Here is a 25,883-nt window from a genome sequence, read left to right on the forward strand (position 1 = left end):
CGAGCCGTCTTGAGGGCAGAACAATGCGGCCTGCGAGTCATTCCCTCAGCCAATAACCGCGATGGAAACAACCACAGCCATGCCACGGCCGAAAATTCTGCTGATCGATGGCAGCGCAGATGATCTCGAACGGTTGCGAGGCGCCATCGGGATGGACTACGAGGTGTTGCAAGCCGATCAGGATGGCCTGGAGGGGCAATTCGCGGCACGCAGCGCCGAGTTGGAGCGCTCCGAGGCGAAGCTTCGGACCATGTTCGAGCTGCTGCCGATGGGCATTTCCATCACCGACCCAGACGGCCGCCTGGTCGATTGCAATCAGGCGGCGGAGACGCTGCTCGGCATTCCGCGCGCCGAGCACCTGCGCCGGTCCTTCGATGGCCCGCAATGGCGCCTGTTGCGCCCGGACGGCTCGGAGATGCCGGTGGAAGAATATGCCAGCGTGCGGGCGCTGCGCGAGGGCCGGGTGGTGCGGGATGTCGAAATGGGCGTGGAGCGGCCAGAGGGGGTCACCTGGCTATCGGTCAGCGCCATGCCGGCGGCGCATCCGGCTTATGGTGTGGTGATCGCCTTTATCGACATCACCGAGCGCAAGCGCCTGGCCCAGGATCTCGACACGCGCATGCGCGAGTTGCGCGCCATTCTCGACAATTCCAGCGTCGCCATCGCCTTTGTGCGCGACCGGCGGCAAGTCTGGGTCAATCAGCGCATGTGCGAGCTGTTCGGCTATTCGCTCGATGAGATGGTCGGCATGCCGACCGAGCACTTCTACCACAACCGCGAGGATTATGAGCGCATTGGCCGCGAAGGCTATCCGGCATTGATGCGCGGGGAGCGCTTTTTCACCGAAACCCTGATGCGCCGGCGCGACGGCAGCAGGCTCTGGATCAAGGTGCAAGGCAAGTTGATCGACCCCGCCAAGCCGGAGGCGGGCAGCATCTGGATTCTCCAGGATATCAGCGATTACAAGGCCGTTCAGGCCGAGCTGACAGCCGCCAAGGAAGCCGCCGAGGCCGCCACCAAGGCGAAATCCGCCTTTCTCGCCCACATGAGCCACGAAATCCGTACACCGATGAATGGCATCATCGGTTTGTCCGAGCTGGCTTTGCAACAGACAGTCAACCCGATCACGCGCAGGTATCTTGAGCAGCTGCACCATTCAGGCATCAACCTGCTTGGAATTCTGAACGACATTCTCGATCAGTCGAAAATTGACGCTGGCCAGCTCAGCCTGGAAGAGACCCCGTTCGACCGTGACCGGCTGCTCGAGAGTGAGCGCTCGCTGTTCGCGCCCATCGCCACAGGCAAAGGTCTCGAGTTAGCCATCGAGGCCGACCCCAAGGTCCCCCGCTGGCTGGTAGGCGACGAGCTGCGCTTGCGGCAGGTGTTATCGAACCTGCTCAGCAATGCCATCAAATTCACTGAAACGGGCCGCATCACACTGCAGATTGCATGCATTGAATGCACCGAAGCCGTTACTCGGCTTCGCTGGACAGTCACCGACACCGGCATCGGCATGGATCGCGAAACCCGCGCGCGCTTGTTCCAACCCTTCACCCAGGGAGACGATTCCATTGCGCGGCGCTTCGGCGGCACCGGTCTTGGCTTGAGCATCAGTCGGCGGCTGATCGAGATGATGGGCGGGCAGCTTGAGGTCGAGAGCGCGTTGGAGGGTGGAAGTCGTTTCAGCTTCGAGGTCAGGTTGAAAATCGCCGAGGCACCGTCGGCAGCGGCACAAACCGATGTTAGCGCGCGGGTCGATTTGAGCGGGGTGCGCGTTCTGGTCGCCGAGGATCAGCCGATCAACCAGCAAGTGATCAGGGGCATGCTCGCATTGCTGGGTACGGAGGCGATCATCGTCGGCGATGGACAACAGGCGCTTGAGCAACTCGCCGCCAGTGCGCCGCCCGATTTGGTGCTGATGGACATCCAGATGCCGCGCATGGATGGTCTCACTGCCACCCGCCAACTGCGCGCCAACCCGGCTTGGCGCGAGTTGCCGGTGATTGCCCTGACCGCTGGCGTCACCGCCGCCGAGCGCGAGAAGATTACCACCGCCGGCATGAGCGACCTATTGCCCAAGCCAGTGACCCTGGACACCCTGAATGCAACAATCGCGCGCTGGCTTGCGCCCGCGACAATTCAGCCCGAGCCAGCCAGCAGGACAGTCGAGGCAGATGCCGCGGAAGGAACCCCGGTAAGGCCAGCAGCGGACGGATCGACTTCGACTCCAACTTTGCATCTGGCATCGGCCCCAGAGGACAAGCCATCAACGCTGGTGGGTTTCGATCTCAGCACCCTGAACGAAATCTATGACAAGCAAGAAGATATCAACAATCTGTTGCGTGGATTCGCCGACTCGGTGCGCGATAATGTTGATAACATCGCTGGCGCTATCGCGCGCGAGGACTGGACAACCGCCTATCGGGGAACGCACCAGCTCAAGGGCGTCGCCGCCAATGTGGGTGCCACGCGGCTCAGCGCGGCAGCCGAGGCGCTGGACAATATTCTGGGCGAGGTGCTCGAGGCCGGCAGCAGCCCGGATTCGATCACGCAGCTGGCACCCTTGATCGAGCGCCTGCGCGGTGCTCATGCGGACGCGCTTGCCCAAATCGCCGCGCTCGGCACTTTGGAGCGCTCAGTGCAACCGCTTGCGGACCCCGGCGAGGCCTCACGCCAGCTCCATGAGCTGCGCGCACTGCTGCGCCAGAGTCGCTTCGTCTCTCCGGCCATGCTCGAGCGCTTGCGTACATCCTTACCTGAATCATCACGGGCATCCCTGGAGGCAATGAAGGCCTGCCTGCGTGTCTTCGATTACCCGTCGGCGGAACTTTGCCTGCAGGCCTTGATCGACCAGCAGGCACCCGATCAAACGCCTTAGCAAAGCGCCGCGCATGTGACTCCCGATGAACGACTCCTGCCACAGCGAATCTGATCAGCGCCAATCTGATCAGAGCAAATCTGATCAGAGCATAGGCGGCCTGACTGAATCCGGCCTGACAGAGTCTGGCGCGGGGGACGGGAGACCGTTAATCCTTATCGTGGACGATCAGCCTGTCAATTTACAGCTGCTCGCCGAGGTGCTCGACCGCCAGTTTCACGTCATGGCTGCCACCAATGGGGCGGATGCCTTGGCGCTCGCGCGGCGCGCGCCCTATCCCGACCTGATTCTGCTCGATGTGATGATGCCGGAGATGGACGGCTATGCGGTCTGCGCCGCGCTGAAGCGCGACCCGCTCACGGCCATGATTCCAGTCATTTTCATCACCGCCCGTAACGATGCACCAAGCGAGACCCGTGCCCTGGCGCAAGGCGCGGTGGACTTCATCAGCAAGCCAATCAATCCCACCCTGGTGCGCATGCGCGTGCGCCTGCAACTGCGCCTGCGCCAGCGCGAGCACGCATTGCGCGAGAGCAAAGAGCGCCTTGAGATTGCCCTTGAGGCGGCGGCCATGGGGATATGGACCTATGACATTGACAGTGGTCGCCTGCGCTGGACGACCCGTCAGGCGGCTCTGCTCGGGCTTGTGGACGAATGCCGCGAGGGCCCTTTGGGCGCGATCAAACACCGCATCGATCCGCGCGATCGGCGTGCCTGCCTGGCGAATTTGCGCCGCACGCTGCGCACGGGTGAACCCTTCGACCAGACCTACCGCGTCATCTGGCCGAATGGCCATCGCCACTGGCTGCATTCGCTCGGCAAGTTAACCTACGACGAACGCGGCGCCGGGTGCCGCCTGGTCGGCACCAGTCGCGACATCTGCGCAGTCAAAGCCCAGCAGGAACAACTCGAAACCCTGGCGCATCGCGACAACCTGACCGGCCTGGCTAACCGACTGCAATTGCACGAGCGCCTGTGCCACGCCATGGCAGCCGCCGATCGCAGCGGACAACGCCTGGTCCTGGTCTACCTCGATCTCGACGGCTTCAAGCCGATCAATGACGCCCATGGTCACAAGGTTGGCGATCAATTTCTGGTCGCCCTGGCCCATCGACTGCAAGCGACGATTCGCGAAGTCGACACCCTCGCCCGCCTCGGTGGCGACGAATTCGCCGCTGTTCTGGTCGACCTGACCGATGACAACGACTGCCGGACCTTGCTCGAACGACTACTTGCCGCGGCTGCGGAACCCGTGATGATTGATCGCTTATCCCTGTGCGTCTCGGCCAGCATCGGCGTGACCTTTTACCCCCAAGCTGCATGCATCGACGCCGACGCGCTCCTGCACCAGGCCGACATGGCCATGTACCAAGCCAAGCAGGCGGGTAAGAACAGCTACCGGATATTCTCCGAACATCCTGGCACCGAAGGTCACACAGGCTAGGCGTGAAAAAGGCTGCCATGGCCACTTTAGCAAGGGAGCTAGCCGGTCTTGGCGATGGCGACGAAAGCGTTTCGCTACAGACTGCCTATCTTGTCAGAGGCCAGGTAGCCTTTGTTGCCAAGGCCTGGTCGAATATCGACGTAGCGCTAAAATAGCGCCATGACGAAATCCCCAAGCTCGTCACCCTGTGCAAGGAGTACATGCGCTATGAGCGCGACACGCTTGAGCGCATCGTGCGCGCCCGCAGTCGCGTCAGCGGGAGCTGAAGCGCATCGATTAAGCACCAAAAATTCGGGATGGCGGCAGGCCGAAAACCCGCCGTTTATGGTTGTATAATCCCGCCACTATGAAAGCGCCGAAGCCATCCGAAACACAGCAGCGCAAAACCTTGCTCTCCAAAAGCGAACGCCTGGCGGGCATTCTCGAGGGCACGCGGGTCGGCACTTGGGAATGGGAGGTGCAGACCGGAGAGGTCATTTTTAACGAGCGCTGGGCGGAGATCATCGGCTACACCTTGGCGGAGCTGGGGCCGGTTTCCATCGAGACCTGGATGCGCTTTGCCCATCCCGACGACCTCGCCGAGAGCGAGCGCCTGCTGCAGGAACACTTCAGCGGCAAGAGCGACTTCTACGAATTCGAATCCCGCATGCGCCACAAGGACGGGCACTGGGTCTGGGTACTCGACCGCGGTCGCGTCTTCTCCTGGAGCAATGACGAGCCGCCCAAGCCGCTGCTGATGCTCGGCACCCATCAGGACATCACCGCGCGCAAGCATACCGAGATCAAGCTGCGCGAGGCCAATGAAGAGCTCGACCGCTACTTCGCCTTCAGCCGCGATCTGCTGCTGATCGCCGACAATGATGGCCGTTTTCTGCGGGTCAATCCCGAATGGGAGCAGGTTCTCGGCTATCCGCTCAATGACCTGATTGGCAAGCGCTTTTCCGACTTCCTGCACCCCGATGACCTGGAAGCCACCCAGACCGCCGTCAATCAGCTGAACCTGGGCCACAGCGTCTTCGGCTTCGAGAACCGTTACCGCTGCCGCGACGGCAGCTATCGCTGGCTCGAGTGGCGCGCCCGTCTCCAAGACGGCCGCATCTACGGGACAGCCCGCGACACATCAGAGCGCAAGCAGACTGAGCAGGCGCTAGCGCGCGTCAACGAGCGCTTGCAGCTCGCGGCCGAGGCAGCCCGCTTCGGTGTCTGGGATTTTGATGTCGCCAGCGGACGCCTGACCTGGGACCCGTGGATGCATCGTCTCTACGGGAGCGACCCCAAGGCCTTTCGCGGCGAATATGCCGACTGGCGCGACGCGGTGCACCCCGAAGATCGCGAGCGCGCGGCGGCCAAAGTGCAACGGGCGCTCGAGACCGGCCAGGAATTCACCAGCGAATTTCGTGTCTGCTGGCCGAATGGCGATATCCGGCGATTAAAGGGCGTCGCCCAGGTCATCAAAGACGAGCACAACCAGCCGCTGCGGATGACCGGCATCAATTACGACATCACCGACCGCTGGCGCGCCGAGCAGGCGGTACGCGCCAGCGCCGAGTTGCTCGAGAAGCTTTCGCAGCAGGTGCCGGGCGCCATCTACCAATTCCGCTACCATCCAGACGGGCGCAGTTGCTTTCCCTTTGCCTCCGAGCATATTCGCGATATCTACGAGGTGAGCCCCGAGGAGGTCCGCGGCGATGCCAGCACGGTGTTCAAGCGCATTCATCCCAGTGATATCGCGCATGTTCAGACCTCCATTCTGACTTCCTTCGAGCACCTCACCCATTGGGAATGCGAATACCGCGTCAAGCTGCCAAAGCGCGGCACCCGCTGGCTGCGCGGCACAGCCAATCCCGAGCGCCTCGCTGACGGCAGTGTGCTCTGGCACGGCTACATTGGCGACATTAGCGACTACAAGAACGCCGAGAACGCGCTGCGCAATGCCAATAGTGCGCTCGAGACCGCCATCAACCAGGCCAATGCGCTGGCCGAGCAGGCAGATAGCGCCAACCGCGCGAAAAGCGAATTTCTCGCCAACATGAGCCATGAAATTCGCACCCCCATGAACGGCGTCATCGGCATGACCAGCCTGTTGCTTGAAACCCCGATGGACGACCAACAGCGCCAATATGCCGAGATTATTCGCAGCTCGGGCGAATCCCTGCTCGGCGTCATCAACGATATTCTGGATTTCTCCAAGATCGAGGCCGGCCGGCTGGAGCTTGAAGCAATCGATTTCGACCTACGGAACGTCCTCGACGACCTCGCCGCCAGCCTTGCCTTGCGCGCGCACGAGAAATCCCTGGAGTTCATCTGCGCCGCGGACGCCGGCGTTCCCGCCCAGCTGCGCGGCGATGCCAGCCGTCTGCGCCAGATTTTGACCAATCTCGCCGGCAATGCCATCAAGTTCACCGAAGTTGGCGAAGTGAGTGTTCGCGTGCATCTGGCCGAGCAGCAGCCTGCGTCAGTGGATTCCCTGGAAGACAGCGCGCCGACACGGGTGCGACTCCACTTCCGGGTCGCGGATACCGGCATCGGGATTCCGCCGGACAAGCGTGATCGGCTGTTTCAGAAATTTTCCCAGGTCGACGCATCGAGCACCCGCCGCTTTGGTGGCACCGGGCTGGGACTCGCCATCTCGCGACAGCTGACCGAGCTCATGGGCGGAGAGATTGGCGTCGACAGCCAGCCGGGGCAGGGCTCGACCTTCTGGTTTGAGCTTGAACTCGAGCGCCTGCCGGAGGATGCGGATGCATCCAACCGCGACGCCCCCGCGCAACCCGCCCCAGACCTGAGCGGAAAACGCGTCTTGATCGTCGATGACAACGCCACCAACCGCCAGGTGCTGCGCGGACGCATGCTTGAGTGGCGCCTGCGCCCGGTCGACACCGCCGAAGCCACGGATGCGCTCAGACTGCTCTACCAGGCACTCGATGACGATGATCCCTTCGCGCTTGCGCTGATCGACCTGCAGATGCCCGGCATGGACGGCGCCGCGCTTTGCAAGGCGATCCGCGCCGACACGCGCTTCACCGCCCTGCGCCTGGTGCTCCTGCCCTCACTGCTCACCGAGAAAGACTCCCAAGGCTTCGCCGCGCTGGGCTTTAACGCCAGCTTGCCCAAGCCGGTTCGCCATCAGGAGCTCAAGCAACTAATCAACCGGCTTTTTCTCGATTCGACGGCGGCTTCACATGGCACCCCGGCAGCCGGAACGCCACCGCCTGCATCCGCATCAGTATCGGCCGAGGCGTCTGAGCCGACAGACTTATCGCCAACAAGGGCGGCTAATGCAGCGGCACTGTCGATGCCGCCGGAAAAGCCAGATACGCCGGCGCAATTGCAGCCTCTGGCTCAACAGAGCGTCCGCATCCTGCTGGCTGAGGACAATCAGATCAATCAGCAAGTCGCTCTGGGCTTGCTAAAACGCTTGGGAATCGAGGCCGATGTGGTCACCAACGGCGAGGAGGCACTCGCCGCGCTGCGCCAGCATCCCTACGCGCTGGTCCTGATGGATGTCCAAATGCCGGTGATGGACGGCCTGGAGGCCACCCGGTGCATCCGCACGCGCGAGGCCGGCACCGTCAACCCGGATATCCCGATCATCGCGCTCACTGCCCATGCCATGGCGGGAGACCGCCAGCGCTGCCTGCAGGCGGGCATGAACGACTATCTCCCCAAGCCTCTCGCAGCCGAGGCGGTGGACGCGGTCATCAAGCGCTGGCTGGGCGACCAGACCCAGGTGCAGAATCCGGCCCGTATCCTGGCAGCTGGCAACGCGCCTGAGCAGACGCAAGTTGAAGATGCCGGCGCAAACACCGCGCTTGCCTTCAATCACGCCGACATGTTGCAACGCCTTATGCACCACAGCGAGTTGGCCAAGGAGGTTCTGCAGGGGTTTGTCTCTGACTTGCCCGGACGGATCACCGAGCTACAGGCAGCGCTGAGCGCATCCGATGCATCCGATCTGGGCGAGCGCCTGCGCCTGGCCCACTCGCTAGCAGGCGCTAGCGCCAATGTCAGCGCCGAGCGACTGTGCCGAATCTGCCGAGACCTGGAGCAGGCGCTGCGCGCTCAGGACTTGGAACAGGCACGACAGATCGCCGTGCAACTCCCATCGGCCGCCGATGACTTTCAACACATGGCCGCGGCTTTTTTGCGCTCAGATACTCAGCGCAAATGAGTTTCCGGTTTTGATCCCAGCGCCGATCCGCTCACAGACATCAAGATTATTGGCGACCCCACGCGGATGAAGCTCATCATGAAAGCCCGCGAGATCATTAAAGGCGATGCGTGAACCGCGCCGCTTCGACACGGCTGAGGCGCGCTCGTTTCAGCATGTCTTTCGCCATGCGGAAGCAGGGATCGAGCTGCATTGGAACGCGCGCAACCATCGCAAAGGGCGTTCGCACCCGCTGAAGACGGCCGATGGGGCCTATGCAGCGCGGGTCAGGTATCGCTTGTTTGCCCTTCAGTGGAGATCACTGTCCTGGTGGGTCGCAGCAGTCTTTACCTTCGGCAGCCTCGTGTGGCTTGTCAACGGTCTAGGGAGCGTTCTGCCGCTTTCCGATGCGCCTGTGATCAAGGCCGAGGTGCCCATTTGGACAGCGGTGCTCGGTGGCGGGATCTTTCTCATCGGCGCCTATCTTTCCTGGCTGGAGGTGCTGAACGCGCCGCGTTATGTGTTGCTGTTCCGCGATGATGAGGCCGGGCATAGCCGCGCCCTGCACGCCGACAATCATCATCTTCGCTGGTTCGGGCTGCGACCGGCCAACTGGGGCTATTGGCTGAATCTGGTGCAGTTGCTTGGCGCGACCATCTTCTTCGTGCCCTGCGTGGTCGGCGCCTTGTTGGCGAAGCACCCTGCCATCAATGCCTTTGCCTGGTTCTGGCTGCCACAGATGATTGGTGCCAGCTGGTTCATGATTGCAGCCTGGATGGCGATGCGTGAGGTGCAGCCAACCGCGCTAAGTCCCGCCTGGAATTCGCTCGGCTGGTGGAGTGGCCTGTTCAATCTGCTGGGCGCCATCGGCTTTTTTCTCTGCGCCTGGTTCGGCTTCAAGTCCGATTTCGAGAACCCGATGCTCAGCAATGGTTCGACCTTTCTCGGCTCATGCTGCTTCCTGATCGCCAGTTATCTGATGCTAATCGAGATCATCAACCCCGAGGGTCCGGAAGGCCGACATCAGCCCCGATCCGCGCCAGGTGAACCCTCCGGTGGATAGTCGAGGGTGTCGCCCCCCCGCCCGTCGCTGGCCATGCACCGCGCTCGAATCGCACCGCGCCGCCACGGCGCTGGTCGCTGCCGCATCGACCACCTATGATGCCGCCTTGGCGGCCTACCGCAATGGCGTCGGCACCGTCGATGTGGCAACAGAGGCGGACACCGCGCTCCTCGATGCTCGCCAGGCGCAGGCAGAGGCGCATGCGGGCGCGCTAATCGGCGCGGTGAACTTAGCCTTTGTCGTCGGCTCACTCACCTCGCGGGAAAGTTTGCCCTGATGTGACGAGATTTTCCGGCAATCGCCTAAGCGCCAAGCTTGAGGTCCATCGCATGTTCAAAACTCATCGCCGGAATCAAACAAGCAGCGGTTTCGTGCGCGACTCCGAGCCCAAGGCGCGCCCGATGCGTTTCGCCATCCTGCTCTTCAGTCTGCTCGTTCTCGCTGGTGCCAGCGGCTTTGCGACCACCGGCATCGGCGAACTAGTTGGAAACATCGCTGCATCAGCCGTCCTGCTCGCCGGGCTGGTCTCGATGTACCGCAAGAGAATTCTGCTCATTGTCGGCTGCGTGCTTTTGGTGCCAGCACTTGCCGCCCGCTGGACCTTTTTCTGGCTTCAGGCCTCGGCGCTGGCACCAGTATCCATCCTGTTCTCGCTGCTCTTTACCGCCTTTAACGCCGGCGCGCTCTTCGTCTACATCCAGCGCCGCGGATCACCAACCAACGACACGGTTTACGGCGGCATCTGCGTTTATATCCTGCTCGGCTACTGCTTTGCTCTGGTGTTTATGTTGCTGGAGACATTTTCACCAGGCTCCTTCTATTACGCGCATGCAGCCCCGGTTGGCCACGACCAGGTCCAGGGTCAACTGATCTATTTCAGCTTCGTCACCCTGACCACCGTCGGCTTCGGCGACATCACACCATTGACGCAGCCGGCAAAGTCGTTGGCGATGATCGAGGCCGTTGTCGGACCCATGTTCGTTGCCGTATTCCTCGCCCGCCTGGTTGGCATCCGGACCTCGAGCCATTAGTCGCCAACATGCACGCCAAGCGGTATGAACTCATCTGCTCGACCAGCACAGCGCGAATATGCATCTGGCTTCCATCATTGAGCCCGCAATCTGGCGCAGAATGGTCACTAATGCAGCAGGTTCTTCGATAGACTGAAGGGTAGCAAGCTTCAAGTCGGACGACCCATCGCGGTTGGAGAGGTGTCAGACCTATGGCCATCGAAATCCCCTTGCCACTCACCGTGGTGTTCGCCATCCTGGTGCTTTTGGTTGGCCGCTGGCTGATCGGGCGCATCGACTTCCTGGCCCGGTACAGCATTCCCGATCCAGTGGTGGGCGGGTTGATCGTCGCTGTGGTGCTGACGCTCGTGCGGGTTGGCACCGGTACCGAATTGTCCTTCGACATGGGGCTGCAATCGCCGCTGCTGCTGATCTTCTTCTCCACCGTCGGGCTCGGTGCCGATGTGCGCACCCTGACTCAAGGCGGGCGCAAGCTATTGTTGCTGCTGGCGGCGGTGGTGGTGGCGCTGGTGCTGCAAAACGTCGTCGGCGTGGCGATTGCGCTGGGGCTCGATCTCAATCCTTTGATGGGCATCCTCGGCGGCTCGGCGACGCTGGCCGGTGGGCATGGCACGGGCGCGGCCTATGGGCAGGTGTTCGGCGAGGTGAACGGTCTGCAGGGCGCGGTCGAGGTGGCCATGGCCTGCGCCACCTTCGGGCTGATCTTGGGCGGTGTCCTCGGCGGGCCGGTGGCGCAATGGCTGATTCGCCGGCATCACTTGCAGCCCGAGGCACAGTCGGTGGCGTCGCTCGGCCCCGGCGAGGTGCCGAAGGATGAACGCCGCGCCCTGAGCCCGGAATCCCTGATCGAGACCATCCTGATCCTGATGTTGTGCCTGGGGGTCGGCGCCCTGCTAGCCGAGCGTCTGACCATCCCCGGTATCACCTTGCCGACCTTCGTCTGGTGCTTGCTGGTGGGGATCATACTGCGCAATGCACTGAGTCTGAGCGGGCTCTACCGCATCGACGGCCCCACCATCGAGCTGATGGGCACCGTCAGCCTGTCGCTGTTTCTGGCCATGGCGCTGATGTCGCTGCGCTTGTGGGAGCTGGTCAATCTGGCCCTGCCGATTCTGATCATACTGGTCGCCCAGGCTTTGCTCACGGTGCTGCTGGTGGTGTTTCTGACCTTCCGTGTCATGGGCCGCAATTATGACGCGGCGGTGATTGCCGCCGGCCAATGCGGCTTCCAGCTTGGTGCCACGCCCACCGCCATCGCCAATATGCAGGCCGTGACCAGTCGCCATGGCTTGTCGCCGATGGCCTTCCTGCTGGTGCCGATCATTGGTGCCTTCCTGATCGACATCTGTAACGCCCTGGTCATCCAGGGGTTCTTGGCGCTGCCCTGGTTCGGGTTCTGAACATGGTTACATCAGCACGCATCCCAGCCCGCATTTCCATCGGCATCTCCACTGCTACTCTGACTGGCATGATCACTGGCATGATCAATGGCATTGCAGCCAGGTTCGCGTTGCCTCGCATCATGCAGCTTCTCGCCGCCGCGATGCTCGCGCTGCTGCTGACCGGCTGCATCGAGGGTCCAGACCAGTCCGGCGTTACCCAGGTGGTGCAGCAGCGCCTCACCCAGGCACTCGGTGCCGATGCCGTCGAGATCACGCGCCTGCGGCGACTCGGCAGCGGCCCGCTGGACGCGAGCGCGGACGGACTCAAGCGTCGCATCGTCTATTACAACGCCGTGCTGACCATGGCCCGCGACCTGGATTTCTCGTCCTGGGACACGCTCAATGTCGCCGCCTTGACGAACCTGCTTGGCGCCACCAAGCGTGGCATCGACGGACTCAAACAGGACGGTAACAGCGCCGGCGACCAAGTCTACGTCCGCGGCAGCGTGAGTTTTGAGAAAGGCGCCGAGGGTTGGACGCCGGTGGATGTCTTTCATCCAGAGGTTGGTGTCGCGAGCACAGGTCCAGCCGGCGCCGAGGAATCGCGCCGCATCATCGAGCAAATCAACGCGCTGCTGACCAAGCCCGGCAAGGATTCCCAGGAGCGCAAGCGCATCATCACCGAGGTGCTGGATGGCGCCTACGATGACATCACGCTGCGACTCGACCGCCTGGAACGCGCCCTGCTAATCGCCGGTGGCTCACCGGACGGCGAATATGCGCGCGTGGCGCAGCTGTTGGCAGATGAGCTAACCGCCGAGGGGACGCTATCGAGCGCGGCCCAGAGCAGCGGCAGCAAGGAAAACCTGGAGCTACTGCGTACCGGCAAGGTCGACATCGCCTTGGTGCAGAACAACGTCGCCGCCCAAGCTCTTCTAGGTGCCGAACCCTTCGCGGTGCTTGGCCCGCACTACACCCTGAATGCCTTGGCCAGCCTGTTCCCGGAGCCGCTGCACGTCATCGTCGCTGCTGATTCGCAGATCACCAGCGTGCAGGATCTGACCGGGAAACGGGTCGACATCGGCGATCCCGGCTCCGGCTCCTACCTCAACGCTGTCGCGCTGCTCGCCGCTGCCGGCATCGAACTCACCGACCTTGGCGCCATCCATGAGACCGGTCTCGCCGGTGGCTTGAACCTGCTCAACAACGGCGAGGCCGATGCCGTCATCGCCACCATCGGCGCTCCTGCCCGCACCCTGCAGCGAGCCGCTGCTCAAGGCCGCATTCGCTTGCTGCCGCTGAGCGCGGAACTGCGTGAGATGCTGACGCGAGAAGGCGCAGGCTATGTCCCCATCCTGCTGCCTGCGGCCACCTATCCCGGCCAACGCGAGCCAGTGGCCACCGTTGCGGTGACCGCCGTGCTCGCAGCCAACGAGTCACTGCCGAAGGCAGACGTGGATCGCGTGCTCACGGCCCTGTTTGACCGCATCGACTTTGTTGCTGCCGGCAGCGCGGCGGGTTCGCAGATTACACCCGAGACGGCCGAGATCGGGCTGACCATCCCGCTGCACCCGGCGGCCATCGCGTATTATGGGCGATTTTCGTTATCGCCATCAGAGGAACCAGCCGTTCCGGCTGCCTTTAGGCAGGAATGAGCGTCTCTGCCGGTATCTCCCCCTAGTCTCGGGTTCAAGCCATCGCTTAAGCTGGGCGAGTGTTCAACTTTGAGTATTTCGACGCGAGGGATTTTCGATCGATGAAAATGACCGTTTCCTTGATGTGTCCTCGCAAATACTTCAGCGGCGCCGGACGCCTGAATTCCGCAGTGCCCAGGGTGGAAAGCTTGCTATTTTCCGGCTGGCTGCTCTTCGTCGCGTTGCTGCCAACGGCGGCTATCGGCGCCGAAGACGGCTTGGAGCAACAATTCAATAACGCCTTATCGACCACCGCTCACGCCCCAAGCCCTCTGTTTGTGAGGGAAAGCCGCAGCCCGCGCCAACTGCTGCAAGCTTTCAGCCAACTCGTGGCAGAGATTAGAGCCGTCTTTGCCAAGGGTGGCCGCCAAGGTGACATCGACGGGGCAAAAGAAAAGCAGCTTGTCGCGCTATACACGGATTTAGCACAGCTCATTGACACCTCTGAGCTCCCCGAGCACGAGCGCTTTGCGCGAACCAACGCCGCCCTCTCGCAACTCGCCGAGGTCATGGCCCGAGTTTCCTTGCCACCAACCGATGAGATCCCTGACGCTATCCATTGCAACCGGCTTAACTTCGGATTTTCAAAGCTATTCAAACTAGGGTCGTTATGAACAACAAAAAGATTATTGAACTCATGCATCAGCGGTTCGGGGAGTTCCGCGGCGTCCCTGTGGAGGCGCTGCAGACCTCGCTGCCCGTGTTTCGGCTGTTCGAGTTGCGTGAAGGCGAACAACTGCGCATTGGCGGCAGCGTCGCGCAGGATCGGCTTCTGGTCGTGATGGGGCGCGTGAAGATTGGTGATGCGATCTGGGATCCGGCGCGCTCGGCGGAGCGTTCGCTGGTGATGCCCTCGTCGCCGGCGCAGATCGAAATCAGCGCCATCGACGACAGTTTGCTCTGTCATCTGGATCTGGATTTGCTCGACATTCTGCTGGCGCAGGAGCAACTGCTCGAAACCAGCTCCCTCAGCGATCAGCGCATGGAAACGCTGCGCCACACCAGCCTGATGCGCAAACTGCCGCTGGAAAATGTCGAGCAGGCATTGACCTTGTTGCGGGAGCAACGGCTCGATGCCGGAGCAGAACCGGTCAAAATGGGCCGTGAGTCCAACCACTTCTTCGTCCTGCTCGAGGGTGCCGCCGAGCTGTGGCGAATCGACGACGAAGAAGGCATCCCGATGAAGGCAGAAGATTTAGGGCCTGGCACCTGCTTCGGAGAAGAGGGGCTGCTGATGGGTAGCCCAAGCCCGGTGACCGTCCGTTTGACCGCCGATTGTCTGCTGATGACATTGGAGCGCGACGAGTTTAAGCGACTGCTCGCGCAACCGATGCTGCGTGAGGTCGATGTCCATGTCGCCAAGACGATGCGCGAGCGTGGCTACAGGCTATTGGATGTGCGCATGCAGGAGGAATATGACGAGATGCGCATCCCCGGGGCCCAGTTAATGCCGCTCTCCCAGTTGAAGCAGCGCGCTGCGGAACTCGATTCGCAGAGAGAGTATGTGGTCTATTGTCGCTCTGGTCGGCGCAGCTCGGTCGCCACCTTCCTGCTCAGCAATTTAGGCTATCAGGCCACCAATATGCAGGGCGGCATTACCGCCTGGACGTTTGATCTCGAAGGCGATGACGTTGAGACAACAGATAGCCAATGATTGAGTCGAGCTTGGATCGCGGCATTGAAACTTTGTGGTATTGATAGTGATCAATTCTTGGCTCATACTCTCGGCCTTATCTGAACCAACAGGGCATGGTGCGTGTTAATCCCTGCGACTCAATCAGCGTTATTTGACGACCGGGATCTGCATCTTGCGCCACCAATTGGCCTTGAGTGCTTCATAAGCGCATGAATAACGCGCCCCTCATTCTTGTGCTGCTCGCCGCTGCCTTGAGTGGCTGTTCGGAAGAAGGTCCGCACTTGGAAGATCCGCGCTTGGCTGCGGCGCGCGAGGCTGGCGAGCAACTGGCAAAACAGGGAGGCGGCGGCGTCCCTCCTTGTGTCAGCTGTCATGGCTTGAAGGGCGAGGGCATTGGCGTCTTCCCGCGGCTAGCTGCGCAGCATCCGCTGTATCTCTATAGACAGCTTGAGGACCTGGCCCGGACCGAGCCGGCAGAGGGGGAGAGCATTAAGCCGATCACGCAAAAGGACAGCGCCACGCAGCTTATCCACTCCGATCTGACTGCCTTCCCTCCCGGAGTCCGCCATGATCCAGTGATGAGCCCGATCGTGGGCTTGTTGACCGAGGAGGCTCGCCGGAATTTGGCCATTTACTTTGCGTCCTTGCCGTTCGATGCGACTCCCGTCGAAGCGGACGGACAAACCCTTGAGCAGGGCCAAGACCTCGCACTTCGGGGCAAGGCCGAGTCCGGGCTGCCGGCTTGCGTCACCTGCCACGGGCCTAATGGCGAGGGCTTCGAGGCCGATTTTCCGCCGCTGGCCGGGCAGCCAGCGGCCTATCTGATCACCCAGATCGACCATTGGCAGAGCGGTCTGCGCGACAACGGCCCACAGCGCCTGATGCGGGCCGTTGCCAACCAACTAACCGACGCCGACAAGGCGAATGTCGCGGCCTATTTTGCCAATCGCGCGAGCCATTGGCCCGGCTACCAGGGTGATTGGCCATGGTCCGATTAGTCTCGTTCCTGCTGCTGATGATGCTGACCGGCGCCGCCCGCGCACAGGCGAGCGAGTTTCATGTGCCACCCAGCGTCTATGATATCCCCGAGGGGCATGATGGGCGCTTGATCGAGTTGGGCCGCAAGGTTTTCAGCGATACCCAAAGCTATGCGTCGCGCTACGTCGGCAATGGGTTGAACTGCTCCAACTGCCATCTCAACGAAGGTCGAAAGCCCTATAGTGCTCCCCTCTGGGGCGCCTATGGCCGCTATCCTCAGTACCGCAACAAGAACAAGCGAGTGGTGAGCTTCGGGGAGCGGATTCAGGACTGCTTCCGATACAGCATGAACGGCCAGGCACCGACGCTGGATTCGCAAGAGGTGAAGGCCATCACGGCCTATGCCCACTGGCTCTCATACGAGGTTCCGATCGGTGTGACCCTGGCCGGCGCCGGTTTTGTCTCGGTTGAGCCGGTGCAGGCCCCGTCGGCCGCGCGTGGTGAACTGGTGTTTCAACAGCAGTGCGTCATTTGTCACGGTGTCGATGGTCTGGGGCGCAAGCGCGCCGATGGCATGTACCAGTTTCCGCCGCTGTGGGGGGCGGATAGCTTCAATCGCGGTGCCGGGATGCAACGGGTGCCGACTTGCGCGGCCTTCGTCAAAGCCAATATGCCCTTGGGGAAAGGGTTCAGCCTCAGCGATACCCAAGCCTTCGATGTCTGCGAATTCATGCATCAGCAGGGTCGCCCCAGGGATCCGCGTGATTCCTTTTGGTCGAATTTCTTCGGGGGCTGACTGCTCGCTCAGACGGAGTCATTACATGCCATTGGGATGCCGATAACACGCAGCGCATGCGTGCGTCGACTCAGCCGTACTCGTGATCTAGCCGGTAGATCAGCAAGATCATCACCACAGCCCCGACGAAAAACCAGATCGGGCCGAGCAACCAGAGCATCAGCGGGATTGAAATATAGTAGGCGCGCATGCCGAAATTGTAGGCGCCAGCCCCGCGGCGGATCGCGTGGATAGCCGCTGCGGGGTCGGCGGATTCGCCCTTCAGCGGTGGCAGATTGAGCAGGAAGGCCGCGTGATTGTAGAATCGAATGGACAGCGAAAAGCTGACGAAGCCGATCAGATAGATAAAGACCGCCAGCAACGCCTTGATCACCGCCAAGCTATGGCTACGCACCCCGGCGATATGCACGATGCTGTTGAGCTGATCCACCCCGTCCGTGCTGAGCGCAAAGCTCAGGATACCCAGGGCCAGAACGATTGCGGTGGAGGCCAACAGCGTGGCACCCATGGTCCAGTTGCGCAGCGTCTGCACTGCCAGAATGTCCGCGCCTTTGCGCATCACATGTACCGCCCAGCGCGCCCGTGCCTGGGAATTGCGCCCGAACGAGGTGCGCTCGGGTCGTGCGCGGACCTCCCAAGCGTGAAACAGATGGTAGAGTAGAAGCAGACTGATGGCGGAGCCGGACAGGCCGATCTCCAGTGCATTTTGGGAAATCACGATTGAGGACACATCTTTACGCCTTTAAGCAGGGCAGGGGAGAATTCCGGGGCGCTGCCGGGAAGCTCGCCGATTCGTTTTCTCGACATATTGCCACACTCCATAGCGTGATACCGAAACCCTGCTCAACGAGATTGCGAGATTATCCGACCAGGCGCACCCTTGAGCGCTCATTCCATGTGTAGCCGCGCACCGTGACCAAACAACTCATCAGTTTGCTCTCTGAGGCACTCGGCATTGCCGAACGCCGCCGTCAGGACGCCCAGCGCCTCTCCGGAGTTGGGTACTGGGAGCTTGACCATCAGCAACAGAGCCTGTACTGGTCCGAAGAGATCTACGCGATTTATGAACTCCCTGACACGGAGTTGGAGCCTGATTACGCGCTATTTTTGAGTTTGATTTATGACGAGGATCGTGAATTTGTCGACTCCACCTACCAGACATCCGTCACTTCGGGCACAGAATATAACATCCGCTATCGCATAAAAGCCGCGAACTCAGTGAAATGGTTGGAAGCCCGCGGGGTCACTTATTACGATCACCAAGGCGCGCCTGAACGATCCATCGGTTGCGCACAAGATATTACTGAAATTGTTACGGCACAGCAGCAGATCGAGCGCCTGGCCTATCACGACGCACTGACGGACCTTGCTAATCGGCAGCTTTTTGCAAAGCGAATGAATACGGCTTTACAAAAGGCGCAGCGTGATTCCAGCAATCTTGCGGTGCTGTTCATTGATCTTGATAATTTCAAGTTAATTAACGACCGCCATGGGCACGATGTCGGCGATGAGGTGCTTGTCGGCGTTGCGAATCGACTGCGAAGCTGTGCCCGAGTGGGGGACACCTTTGCGCGAATCGGGGGAGACGAGTTTGCGGGGGTTTTAATCGGAATCGACGATACTCTTGTCGACGACGCCGTGCGAAACGTGAAGCATGCGATCGATGGTGCCTACCAGACGCGGTTACAGAGTTTTGATGTCACCGCCAGCATTGGTGTCACCCTGTACCCGCAAGACTGTGCGGACCCAGATATTTTGCTGCGCCATGCCGACCAGGCAATGTACGACGCCAAAGAACGCGGAAGGTCGCGCGTTCGATACTTCGACACGGAGCGTCATCAGTCAAACTGGTCGCGACGTGAGTTGCTGAAGGATATCGAGATCGCGATTCAAACAGACCAATTCGAGCTGTACTTGCAGCCGCGGGTTAGCTTCAGGGACGGAACACTCGCCGGCGCTGAAGCATTGCTGCGTTGGCTTAGACCGCAGGGAGCCGTTTCGCCTTCAGACGTCATTGCCGCGATTAGCGGCACAACGCTGGAGTGGGAACTCGACAGCTGGGTGATTACAAAGGTCCTATCCCTCAGCAAAGGCTTTCGGGAGCGAGGCATCAATGGCCCCTTTAGTTTGAATATCAATCCCAGCTCGATTGAAAACCCCGATTTCCCGGAACACCTGTCGCGACTGCTCGCCGATGGCGAGGGTTCAGGCGAGAACCTGGAGATCGAGATTCTTGAGATTTCGTCAATCGAAAATTTTGAAGGCACAAATGAGATTTTGTGCCGCTGCAAGGCATTGGGTATCAGTTTTTCACTTGATGACTTCGGAACAGGTTATTCCTCCTTGACTCACTTTCATTCCTTGCCGATCGATAAACTCAAGATCGATCAACGTTTCATTAAACGCCTAGACTCAGACAGGGCAAGCTTGGCGCTGGTCAAAAGCATCTTGGCGATTGCGAAGGCAAATAACCGCCCCGTTGTGGCGGAAGGCGTGGAGTCACATGCGATTGCCTGCACGCTTGCGAGCCTTGGCTGCGAGTATGGCCAAGGCTTTGGCCTTGCGAGACCAATGCCTGCAAACGACTACATCGCCTGGGCGGAGAAATGGGATCCTGCGGCCTTTGCGAAAATCGTCAGCACGCCTGCAAGTCAGCTACTTGAAGACGACCGCGTTGCTGGCAGCAGCGCCAAGCGCTAACGGCCTTCCCCAATTGCGGGCTGCTTGAGCGCGATTGGGTGGCATTGAGCAACGGAACTCAGTGCTCGGTTCCCAAATAGCGGTCCAAGAGCCTCAGCCAATCGTTGGAGCGGATAATTTCAAGTAAGGCGACATTGGCGGATTCGCGCAACTCGCTATCGGGCGGCAGGGCAATGCCATAGTCCTGGCGGCGCAGAACCAAGGGCAAGACCTGTAGCTGTTGCGCGAATGCCTCCGCAATTGCATAGCGCAAGATCGGGGCATCATGGACAACCGCATCCGCCTTGCCCTCAGCCATCTGCGTCAGGGCTGCGGGCAGGTCGCCGACGGTTCGATGACGGACGCCCTGTTCAGCCAGAAAGCTGTCGCTGGTGCTCCCGCTCAAGGCCAGAACGCGCTTGGAGCGCAGGTCATTGACGCTTTTTATCGAAGTGTCCAGCTCATTCACGGTCAAGGCTGTCGTGATGGCCGCAGTGAAGGTCGAGATCGCGATCAGGCCAGAAAACATCCAAACCATCCCGATGAGTCGCCCGAGCGGCGTCATCGGTGCCTTGTCGCCATAGCCAACCGTGGTCATGGTCACCGCAGACCACCAGAGCCCGGAGCCAATGCCGGACAGGGGCGCTCGACAAAATTGGTCGTTTTTTCGCCGCTCGGCCAGCCAGATCAGCACTCCGACAGCGACCAGGAGTGCGAGCAGCGCAGCAACCACGACCAAGAATCCAGGCGACATCAAGCGAGCAATCACCGCGAGCAGATTGCTGCTGCGATGCGGCACAGCGACCGCCAGTCCGGAGGTATGAAATGGATGCGAGAAGTCGAGATCCTGCTCGCGATCGCTGGTGATGGTCAGCGCTGCAACAGCCGCATCGACGCTACCTGTCGCCGTCGCATCGAGCATCTCGGTCAGCCCAAGCTCGGTGTAGTGGAAGTCGAAGCCGTTTTGCTCGGCGATCTGATTCCAGAGTTCGATGGCGATGCCGGACCATTGCCCATCGGCATCCTTGAATGCAAAGGGCGGTGCCTCGCGGGTCGCGATGGTCAGCGCGGCTAAAGCGACAGGGTCTGTCGCGCCCTCTTGCAGCGTTCCATCGCCTTCTGCTGACTGGGCGCCAACTTGAGCGGCCCAGCAAAGCATTGGCAACAGTAGCAGCCGATTCAAAACATATCGCATCCGGGCCTCCGTAATATCATTGCCCATTGCCTATCGCCCATTCTTGCTCTGCGCAAAACAGCAGCTGCGAGACCTGATCTATTCGATATCAACGCGGTCACGGCCTTCCCGCTTGGCGCGGTAGAGCGCGGCATCGGCACGCTTGAGCATGTCATCGAGGGTGTCCTGCGGCTGCCATGCGGTCAGGCCCTGGCTCAGGGTCACGGGCCGTCCGGGCGCGGACTCGAGCGCCGCGATCTCGCGCCTGAGCCGCTCGGCGAAGGCCCTCGCGCCACCTTGGCCGGCGCCGGGCAGCAGGATCACGAATTCCTCGCCGCCCCAGCGGGCGGCCAGGTCACCCTTGCGGCTTAAGTCTTTAAGAACGCTTGCCACCTCGCGCAACACGCGGTCGCCGGTTGCGTGGCCGCGGTTGTCGTTGATCCACTTGAAATGATCGAGATCGGCCAGGATCAACGTCATGGGCGTAGCCGTGCGTTCTCTTCTGGCCAGGGCGATCTCGGCGGCTTCCATAAAATGGCGGCGATTGGCCAGGCCGGTCAGCGTGTCGGTGATCGCGAGCTCGCGCATGGTGGCGGCATCGCGGACATTGCGGATGTACTCCCGGGTGCCAAAGACGATGGACAGGCACAGGATGGCACCGCCAATCAAGTAAAGAAACAGCTGTTGCCGCCAGGCGCCGAGCGCGGTGCGGGTCTCCTCGCCAACCACCGCGATGAAGGGCAGACCGCGGATTTTGCGCAGGGCCCAGATCCTGTCGATGCCATCCACCGGGGAGACCAGGCGATGAGTAACCAGCGCCTCGGAACCCGAGCGAGCCAGCGTATTGAGCTTTTCCTCGGCGACGCGCTGCCCGATCTGACTAGCGATCAAGGGCTTGCGGGTGAGCAGGCGCGAGTTCAGGTCGAAGATGGCGATGACGTTATGCGGCTCCAGCTCGACCAGGTCCAGCCACTGCTGGAAGAATCCCAAATCAAGGCCCGCCAGCGCGAAGCCCTCCAGCTGTCCCGTTGCCGACAACAGCGGCATGGAGGCGGTCACGTTCATGGCGTTGGTGACCGAGGTGAACATGTTGCTGATCTTGAAGGCGTCAACTGGCTCGCTCTGGGCCAGGGTGCAGTATTCGCGCCCGCGTTCTTGCGCATCGAGCCCGATGTTGCCGCCGATGGATGTGTGGGTGATGACACAATTGGCGTTCAGCATGCCGAGAAAGAGCAGGTTGGGCACGGAGGCGGCCTTGTCGATGATCAGCGCGGTCTTGCGCTCATGCAGACCCGCATTGTCGCTCGGGTAGACCAGCTCATCCGCGTCGAAGCGCTTGACGGTATCGCGCAGCACGTACTCGGTTAGGTCGAAGGATTTTGCGATCCATTCGGCGATCAGAAAGCCTTTGGCCGTGGCGCGCTCGGTGGCGGTGGCGATGGCCAACCGGTGGGAAGCGACGAGCTGCGTCGTGCCGGCGGCGGCGATGGTGGCAATCATCACCACGCAGATCAGCCAGGCGTTGCGGGTACGCGCGCTGATCCGGCGTTTCGAATCGCTCTCGCCTTGATCGCGGCGGGCCCGTGCCGCCTGGTCGATGTCGACCGCCGCGGAGCGTGAATCAACGGTTTCGGTTGCAGAGCTCATACAGCGGAAAGCCCTCGGTTGGTGCGGTCGATAACAAGGTGCGGTGGCAGCCGAACCGGGTTGGAAGTCCGTTTTGGTGGCGCCTGGATGGGCACGAGCCGCTCGCCGGTCTTCAGCGGGCGGATGATTGGATCGAGGCGCGTCAGGTCCGGCGGCAGTTCCCGCAGTGCTGCCTCGGCTCTTGCGAAATCTGCATAGGCGCCGATCAGCACGCTATGCCAGCGCCTAGGCTCGCCGTCTGACTCCAGTTGCAGTGCCCGGCCGACGAGGCCCGCGTCCTGCGCGAAGCGCGCGAGGCTGGCGGCGTCGCGGAAGCTTATCAGCTGGATGGTGAAGCGAGCGTCTTCAGGGATTGCATCAATGCGATTACTGGGCGCTTCTGTGGGCGCTTCACTGGGCACTTCTGTGGGCGCTTCACTGGGTGCTTCTGTGGGCGCTTCACTGGGTGCTTCTGTCGCGGTCGCAGTGGTCGAATCCGCATCAGAGCCCGTGCTGGCATCCCTGACAGCATCCAGGTCTGTGTCAGTGTTGATCGGTCTTTCCGGCAATTCGTCTTCCTGCGGCGATTGATCTTCCCGTGCGACGGCAGTGCTGGGCAAGCGGGGGGACTCAGGTAACACCGTGGCCTCGGCCGCGGCTCCTTCGCCTAGCTCGGGCTTTGCTTCAGCCTCAGCTCTAGCCTCCAACTCCGTCACGGACTCTAACTCGGTCTCGGTCTCAGTCTCAGTCTCAGTCTCAGTCTCAGTCTCAGTCTCAGCCACAGACTCTAAGTCGCTCTCAATCTCAGACTCGGCCAAGGACTCCAACTCGCTCTCAGTCTCGGTCTTTACCTTGCTAACGACACTGGTCGGCACCGGCTTTTCCATGTCCGCTGGCACAGTCACCGCAGCCGCCGACCGCGTCTTCGCCAGCGAGGCGGTCGGTGCCATGCCGGTCCCTTGCCAGGCTACGTCGATCCGCTCGATGGCGATGAAGGCGATCAGGATCATCGCCGCCGCAAAGATTCGCCGAATCGGCGCGCAGGGCGCCGGCTTGTTTTGGAGCGCGAGCAGCGAGCTGTATATCGGTCGCCCGCCGAGGCCTTCGGCGGTGAAGGTCGCGCTGAGGCAGGTGAGGATGATCGGCAGTGCCAGGGCTTGGGCACCTGTGAGCTCAATGACAAGAATGATGCCGGTGAGCGGTGCGCGAACGGTGGCGGCGAAGAGCGCCCCCATGGCGGCGACGGCGAAGACCTCGGGTTGCAGCGCGATTGCAGGCGCAGCAAAGGAGACCAGCACCGCAAAGGCGGCACCGCAGATGGTGCCGAGTGCCAGCATTGGCGCGAAGATGCCACCGGGTAAGCCGAGTCCGTAGCTGCCGACCGTGGTCAGCAAGCGCACGGCGAGCAATGCGAGCAGAAAGAAAAGCGCAGGCTGACCATGCAGCAGATTCTCGACCAGGGTCTCACCGCCACCCACGGTGGCTGGCGCAAACCAGATCAGCGCGCCGAGGAACAGCCCGGTCATGGCAGCAGCGGTGTAGGCTCCCGGCGTGCCCAGCGCTCGAAAAGCGGCCACCGAGCCCAGCAGCAAACGGTTGAACAGTCCGCCAAGGGCACCGATCAGGATGCCAAGGAGCAGGAACAATGGCAGCGAGCGCAGCGGTGCCATGTCCAGGTCCGGCATCGGCATGTCCGGCCCCTGACCGAGCATCCAACCGCTGACGATCACCGCCGCGCAGCAGGCCAGGATGACCGACTGGATGGTTGCGAAGCGATAGACGAAATGCTCGCGCAGCTCCTCGGTGACGAAGACGATCGCAGCGAGCGGTGCGTTGAAGGCAGTGGCCAGCCCGGCTGCGGCGCCGGCTGCAATCAATGCGCGATTCGCGCCGGGCCGAGGTCCCAGACGCTCGCTCGCCATCTGACCGAGCGCCGCGCCCATGTGGATGGTCGGCCCCTCGCGGCCCAGCACCAGGCCCGAGCCTACGGCGAGGGTGCCGGCGACGAACTTGATGGGCAGCACGCGCTTCCAGTGCAGCTTGCGCGCGCTAGCGAGGATGGATTCGACCTCTTGCACGCCACTGCCGGCGGTTTCCGGGGCGAAACGGCGCACCAGCCACATGGCGCAGACCAGCACCAGAGCGCCGAGCAGCATCAGCAGCAGCCATCCGGGAACCGGTGCTGAGCCGAGCAGCTCGCGCAGCATGTCTCGGCTCGACGCCGCTTGATCGAGCAGGGCATGAAAGGCCCCGCCGATCAGTCCCGCGAATGCCCCAACCAAGGTGGCCGCGAGATAGAGTCGCCAGGGAAAGGTGATGGCCGGCATCGTCTCTTTGGTGTCGGTTGTGACTGTGGCGCGTGAAAACAGCGATGAGCGCGAAGAGCAGAAGCTCGACATTCAACCTGCTGATTGGCTAGGTGGCGAAGATACCCGAAAACGATGCCTGGTGTCCTTGGCGGAGGAATTTTGCGGTATAGTTCGGCGATGAGCACAGATCACACAATTCTAAAAGTTTTTGGCAGCCGCCTCGCAGGCGCAGTATTACTGGTCCTGCTGGTAGGTATCGTGGCGCCTCTGGGCAGCGGCAGCACTGCGTTTGCTCAATCGGCACCCGCGCCGGTGCAGTCTCCTGTTACCGAGTCGGTGAAGCACCACAGTAGCAGCGAACATAAGATTGATGCGCGAGCGCACCGAGTCGCTAAGGCAATTGCCAGCGACATCGAGCGCGTCGAGCCCTATCTGGAGCGCTATGGTTATTGGGCTGTGTTTGCAGCAGTTGGGGTCGAGGGCATCGGTATCCCGGCGCCGGGGCAAACTCTGCTGGAGGCTGGCGCCCTGGTGGCAGCGATTCCAGACAGCAAGCTCAACATCTTCGTGTTGCTTCTTGTCACCATCCTGGCAACAGCGCTCGGGCAGACGATCGGCTATCTGATTGGTCGCTCCGGCGGTCGCGCTGTGCTCAATCGACTGCCGATTCCAGCACGCAGCCTTGAGAACATCGAGCGCGGATTCAACCGCTATGGCGGATGGCTGGTGTTCTTCGGTCGCTTTGTCGATGGCCCGCGTCAGTTCATTGGGCTCTTTTCAGGCGTACTCGCGATGCACTGGGGCCGTTTTATGCTCCTCAATATCGGTGGAGCAATCGTTTGGGCGAGTTTCTGGGCGCTCGGCATCTATTATCTCGATCTCCATTTCGATGCCCTGGTCACGGCCTTACGTCATGTCAACCCCTGGGTCGCGGGTCTCACGGTGATCGGCATTGTCGGCCTGCTGATTTTTGTGTTGATTACCATTATCCGACGGCGGAGCCAGATTAGCTCCTAATTGGACAAGACCCGCACGGGACATCG

At 61.4% G+C, this 25,883-nt stretch carries 20 protein-coding genes; 16 read left to right on the forward strand and 4 right to left on the reverse strand.

Annotated elements, in window-relative coordinates; genetic code table 11:
- The first annotated feature begins 79 nt into the window (after nucleotides 1–79).
- The 13 genes from Thiofri_RS09220 (at nucleotide 80) to Thiofri_RS09280 (ending at nucleotide 17,052) form a co-directional block, all read left to right on the forward strand.
- Complete coding sequence (locus Thiofri_RS09220; protein ID WP_190275801.1) at nucleotides 80–2,878, forward strand: ATP-binding protein; 2,799 nt, start codon at nucleotides 80–82, stop codon at nucleotides 2,876–2,878.
- A 160-nt stretch (nucleotides 2,879–3,038) separates the two neighbouring features.
- Complete coding sequence (locus Thiofri_RS09225) at nucleotides 3,039–4,322, forward strand: GGDEF domain-containing response regulator (RefSeq protein WP_190275802.1); 1,284 nt, start codon at nucleotides 3,039–3,041, stop codon at nucleotides 4,320–4,322.
- Nucleotides 4,323–4,522: 200 nt separating this feature from the next.
- Nucleotides 4,523–4,588, forward strand: a complete 66-nt coding sequence (locus Thiofri_RS09230; RefSeq protein ID WP_407702939.1) for a hypothetical protein — start codon at nucleotides 4,523–4,525, stop codon at nucleotides 4,586–4,588.
- A 122-nt stretch (nucleotides 4,589–4,710) separates the two neighbouring features.
- The gene (locus Thiofri_RS09235) at nucleotides 4,711–8,493 is read left to right on the forward strand and encodes a PAS domain-containing hybrid sensor histidine kinase/response regulator (protein ID WP_190275803.1); all 3,783 of its coding nucleotides are present in this window, start codon (nucleotides 4,711–4,713) and stop codon (nucleotides 8,491–8,493) included.
- 106 nt (nucleotides 8,494–8,599) lie between these two features.
- Nucleotides 8,600–9,535: a hypothetical protein gene (locus Thiofri_RS09240; RefSeq protein ID WP_009148379.1), complete on the forward strand. Its 936-nt coding sequence runs from the start codon at nucleotides 8,600–8,602 to the stop codon at nucleotides 9,533–9,535.
- Entirely contained in the window at nucleotides 9,528–9,812 is a 285-nt protein-coding gene (locus tag Thiofri_RS09245) for a TolC family protein (protein ID WP_009148380.1), read from the forward strand. The genes Thiofri_RS09240 and Thiofri_RS09245 overlap by 8 nt, the downstream gene beginning before the upstream one ends.
- A 52-nt stretch (nucleotides 9,813–9,864) precedes the next feature.
- A complete protein-coding gene (locus Thiofri_RS09250) occupies nucleotides 9,865–10,566 on the forward strand; it encodes a potassium channel family protein (protein WP_009148381.1) in 702 nt (233 codons plus the stop codon).
- 191 nt (nucleotides 10,567–10,757) lie between these two features.
- Nucleotides 10,758–11,966 (forward strand): sodium/glutamate symporter, encoded by a 1,209-nt coding sequence (gltS, locus tag Thiofri_RS09255; protein ID WP_009148382.1) that lies wholly within the window; start codon nucleotides 10,758–10,760, stop codon nucleotides 11,964–11,966.
- 2 nt (nucleotides 11,967–11,968) lie between these two features.
- Nucleotides 11,969–13,603 (forward strand): TAXI family TRAP transporter solute-binding subunit, encoded by a 1,635-nt coding sequence (locus tag Thiofri_RS09260; RefSeq protein ID WP_009148383.1) that lies wholly within the window; start codon nucleotides 11,969–11,971, stop codon nucleotides 13,601–13,603.
- A 59-nt stretch (nucleotides 13,604–13,662) separates the two neighbouring features.
- Entirely contained in the window at nucleotides 13,663–14,256 is a 594-nt protein-coding gene (locus Thiofri_RS09265) for a hypothetical protein (RefSeq protein ID WP_040855709.1), read from the forward strand.
- Nucleotides 14,253–15,296 (forward strand): rhodanese-like domain-containing protein, encoded by a 1,044-nt coding sequence (locus Thiofri_RS09270; protein WP_009148385.1) that lies wholly within the window; start codon nucleotides 14,253–14,255, stop codon nucleotides 15,294–15,296. The genes Thiofri_RS09265 and Thiofri_RS09270 overlap by 4 nt, the downstream gene beginning before the upstream one ends.
- A 191-nt stretch (nucleotides 15,297–15,487) precedes the next feature.
- On the forward strand, nucleotides 15,488–16,276 hold the full coding sequence (locus Thiofri_RS09275) for a c-type cytochrome (protein WP_009148386.1): 789 nt from the start codon (nucleotides 15,488–15,490) through the stop codon (nucleotides 16,274–16,276).
- Complete coding sequence (locus Thiofri_RS09280; protein ID WP_009148387.1) at nucleotides 16,264–17,052, forward strand: c-type cytochrome; 789 nt, start codon at nucleotides 16,264–16,266, stop codon at nucleotides 17,050–17,052. The genes Thiofri_RS09275 and Thiofri_RS09280 overlap by 13 nt, the downstream gene beginning before the upstream one ends.
- A 70-nt stretch (nucleotides 17,053–17,122) precedes the next feature.
- Here the strand turns inward: Thiofri_RS09280 and Thiofri_RS09285 are convergent, their stop codons facing one another.
- Complete coding sequence (locus Thiofri_RS09285) at nucleotides 17,123–17,770, reverse strand: DUF599 domain-containing protein (RefSeq protein WP_190275804.1); 648 nt, start codon at nucleotides 17,768–17,770, stop codon at nucleotides 17,123–17,125.
- A 194-nt stretch (nucleotides 17,771–17,964) separates the two neighbouring features.
- Between Thiofri_RS09285 and Thiofri_RS09290 the strand changes: the two genes are divergently transcribed.
- Nucleotides 17,965–19,752 carry a putative bifunctional diguanylate cyclase/phosphodiesterase gene (locus Thiofri_RS09290; protein WP_009148389.1) on the forward strand — a complete coding sequence of 596 codons (1,788 nt, stop codon included), beginning with the start codon at nucleotides 17,965–17,967 and terminating at the stop codon, nucleotides 19,750–19,752.
- Between the two features lie 58 nt (nucleotides 19,753–19,810).
- Here the strand turns inward: Thiofri_RS09290 and Thiofri_RS09295 are convergent, their stop codons facing one another.
- The 3 genes from Thiofri_RS09295 to clcA form a co-directional block, all read right to left on the reverse strand.
- A complete protein-coding gene (locus Thiofri_RS09295) occupies nucleotides 19,811–20,926 on the reverse strand; it encodes a transporter substrate-binding domain-containing protein (RefSeq protein WP_009148390.1) in 1,116 nt (371 codons plus the stop codon).
- Nucleotides 20,927–21,004: 78 nt separating this feature from the next.
- Nucleotides 21,005–22,552, reverse strand: coding sequence for a sensor domain-containing diguanylate cyclase (locus Thiofri_RS09300; protein ID WP_009148391.1), 1,548 nt, complete (start codon nucleotides 22,550–22,552; stop codon nucleotides 21,005–21,007).
- Entirely contained in the window at nucleotides 22,549–24,858 is a 2,310-nt protein-coding gene (gene clcA / locus Thiofri_RS09305) for a H(+)/Cl(-) exchange transporter ClcA (RefSeq protein WP_190275805.1), read from the reverse strand. Before clcA ends, Thiofri_RS09300 begins: the two co-directional genes overlap by 4 nt.
- On the opposite strand from clcA, the gene Thiofri_RS09310 reads away from it, so the two are divergent.
- Nucleotides 24,848–25,021 carry a hypothetical protein gene (locus Thiofri_RS09310; RefSeq protein ID WP_190275806.1) on the forward strand — a complete coding sequence of 58 codons (174 nt, stop codon included), beginning with the start codon at nucleotides 24,848–24,850 and terminating at the stop codon, nucleotides 25,019–25,021. The two genes, clcA and Thiofri_RS09310, sit on opposite strands and share 11 nt — an antisense overlap.
- Nucleotides 25,018–25,857 (forward strand): DedA family protein, encoded by an 840-nt coding sequence (locus tag Thiofri_RS09315; protein WP_143741871.1) that lies wholly within the window; start codon nucleotides 25,018–25,020, stop codon nucleotides 25,855–25,857. The genes Thiofri_RS09310 and Thiofri_RS09315 overlap by 4 nt, the downstream gene beginning before the upstream one ends.
- The last annotated feature ends 26 nt before the right edge of the window (nucleotides 25,858–25,883 follow it).

Origin of the sequence: Thiorhodovibrio frisius, assembly GCF_033954835.1 — a bacterium.
Lineage (GTDB): Bacteria > Pseudomonadota > Gammaproteobacteria > Chromatiales > Chromatiaceae > Thiorhodovibrio > Thiorhodovibrio frisius.

Bases quoted from the DNA above. Each gene is read 5' to 3' on its own strand.
- Thiofri_RS09315 (WP_143741871.1), top strand. From the start codon at position 25,018: ATGAGCACAGATCACACAATTCTAAAAGTTTTTGGCAGCCGCCTCGCA.
- Thiofri_RS09275 (WP_009148386.1), top strand. From the start codon at position 15,488: ATGAATAACGCGCCCCTCATTCTTGTGCTGCTCGCCGCTGCCTTGAGT.
- Thiofri_RS09310 (WP_190275806.1), top strand. From the start codon at position 24,848: ATGGCCGGCATCGTCTCTTTGGTGTCGGTTGTGACTGTGGCGCGTGAA.
- Thiofri_RS09280 (WP_009148387.1), top strand. From the start codon at position 16,264: ATGGTCCGATTAGTCTCGTTCCTGCTGCTGATGATGCTGACCGGCGCC.
- Thiofri_RS09220 (WP_190275801.1), top strand. From the start codon at position 80: ATGCCACGGCCGAAAATTCTGCTGATCGATGGCAGCGCAGATGATCTC.
- gltS (WP_009148382.1), top strand. From the start codon at position 10,758: ATGGCCATCGAAATCCCCTTGCCACTCACCGTGGTGTTCGCCATCCTG.
- Thiofri_RS09295 (WP_009148390.1), bottom strand. From the start codon at position 20,926: ATGCGATATGTTTTGAATCGGCTGCTACTGTTGCCAATGCTTTGCTGG.
- Thiofri_RS09260 (WP_009148383.1), top strand. From the start codon at position 11,969: ATGGTTACATCAGCACGCATCCCAGCCCGCATTTCCATCGGCATCTCC.
- Thiofri_RS09240 (WP_009148379.1), top strand. From the start codon at position 8,600: ATGCGTGAACCGCGCCGCTTCGACACGGCTGAGGCGCGCTCGTTTCAG.
- Thiofri_RS09300 (WP_009148391.1), bottom strand. From the start codon at position 22,552: ATGAGCTCTGCAACCGAAACCGTTGATTCACGCTCCGCGGCGGTCGAC.
- clcA (WP_190275805.1), bottom strand. From the start codon at position 24,858: ATGCCGGCCATCACCTTTCCCTGGCGACTCTATCTCGCGGCCACCTTG.
- Thiofri_RS09250 (WP_009148381.1), top strand. From the start codon at position 9,865: ATGTTCAAAACTCATCGCCGGAATCAAACAAGCAGCGGTTTCGTGCGC.
- Thiofri_RS09270 (WP_009148385.1), top strand. From the start codon at position 14,253: ATGAACAACAAAAAGATTATTGAACTCATGCATCAGCGGTTCGGGGAG.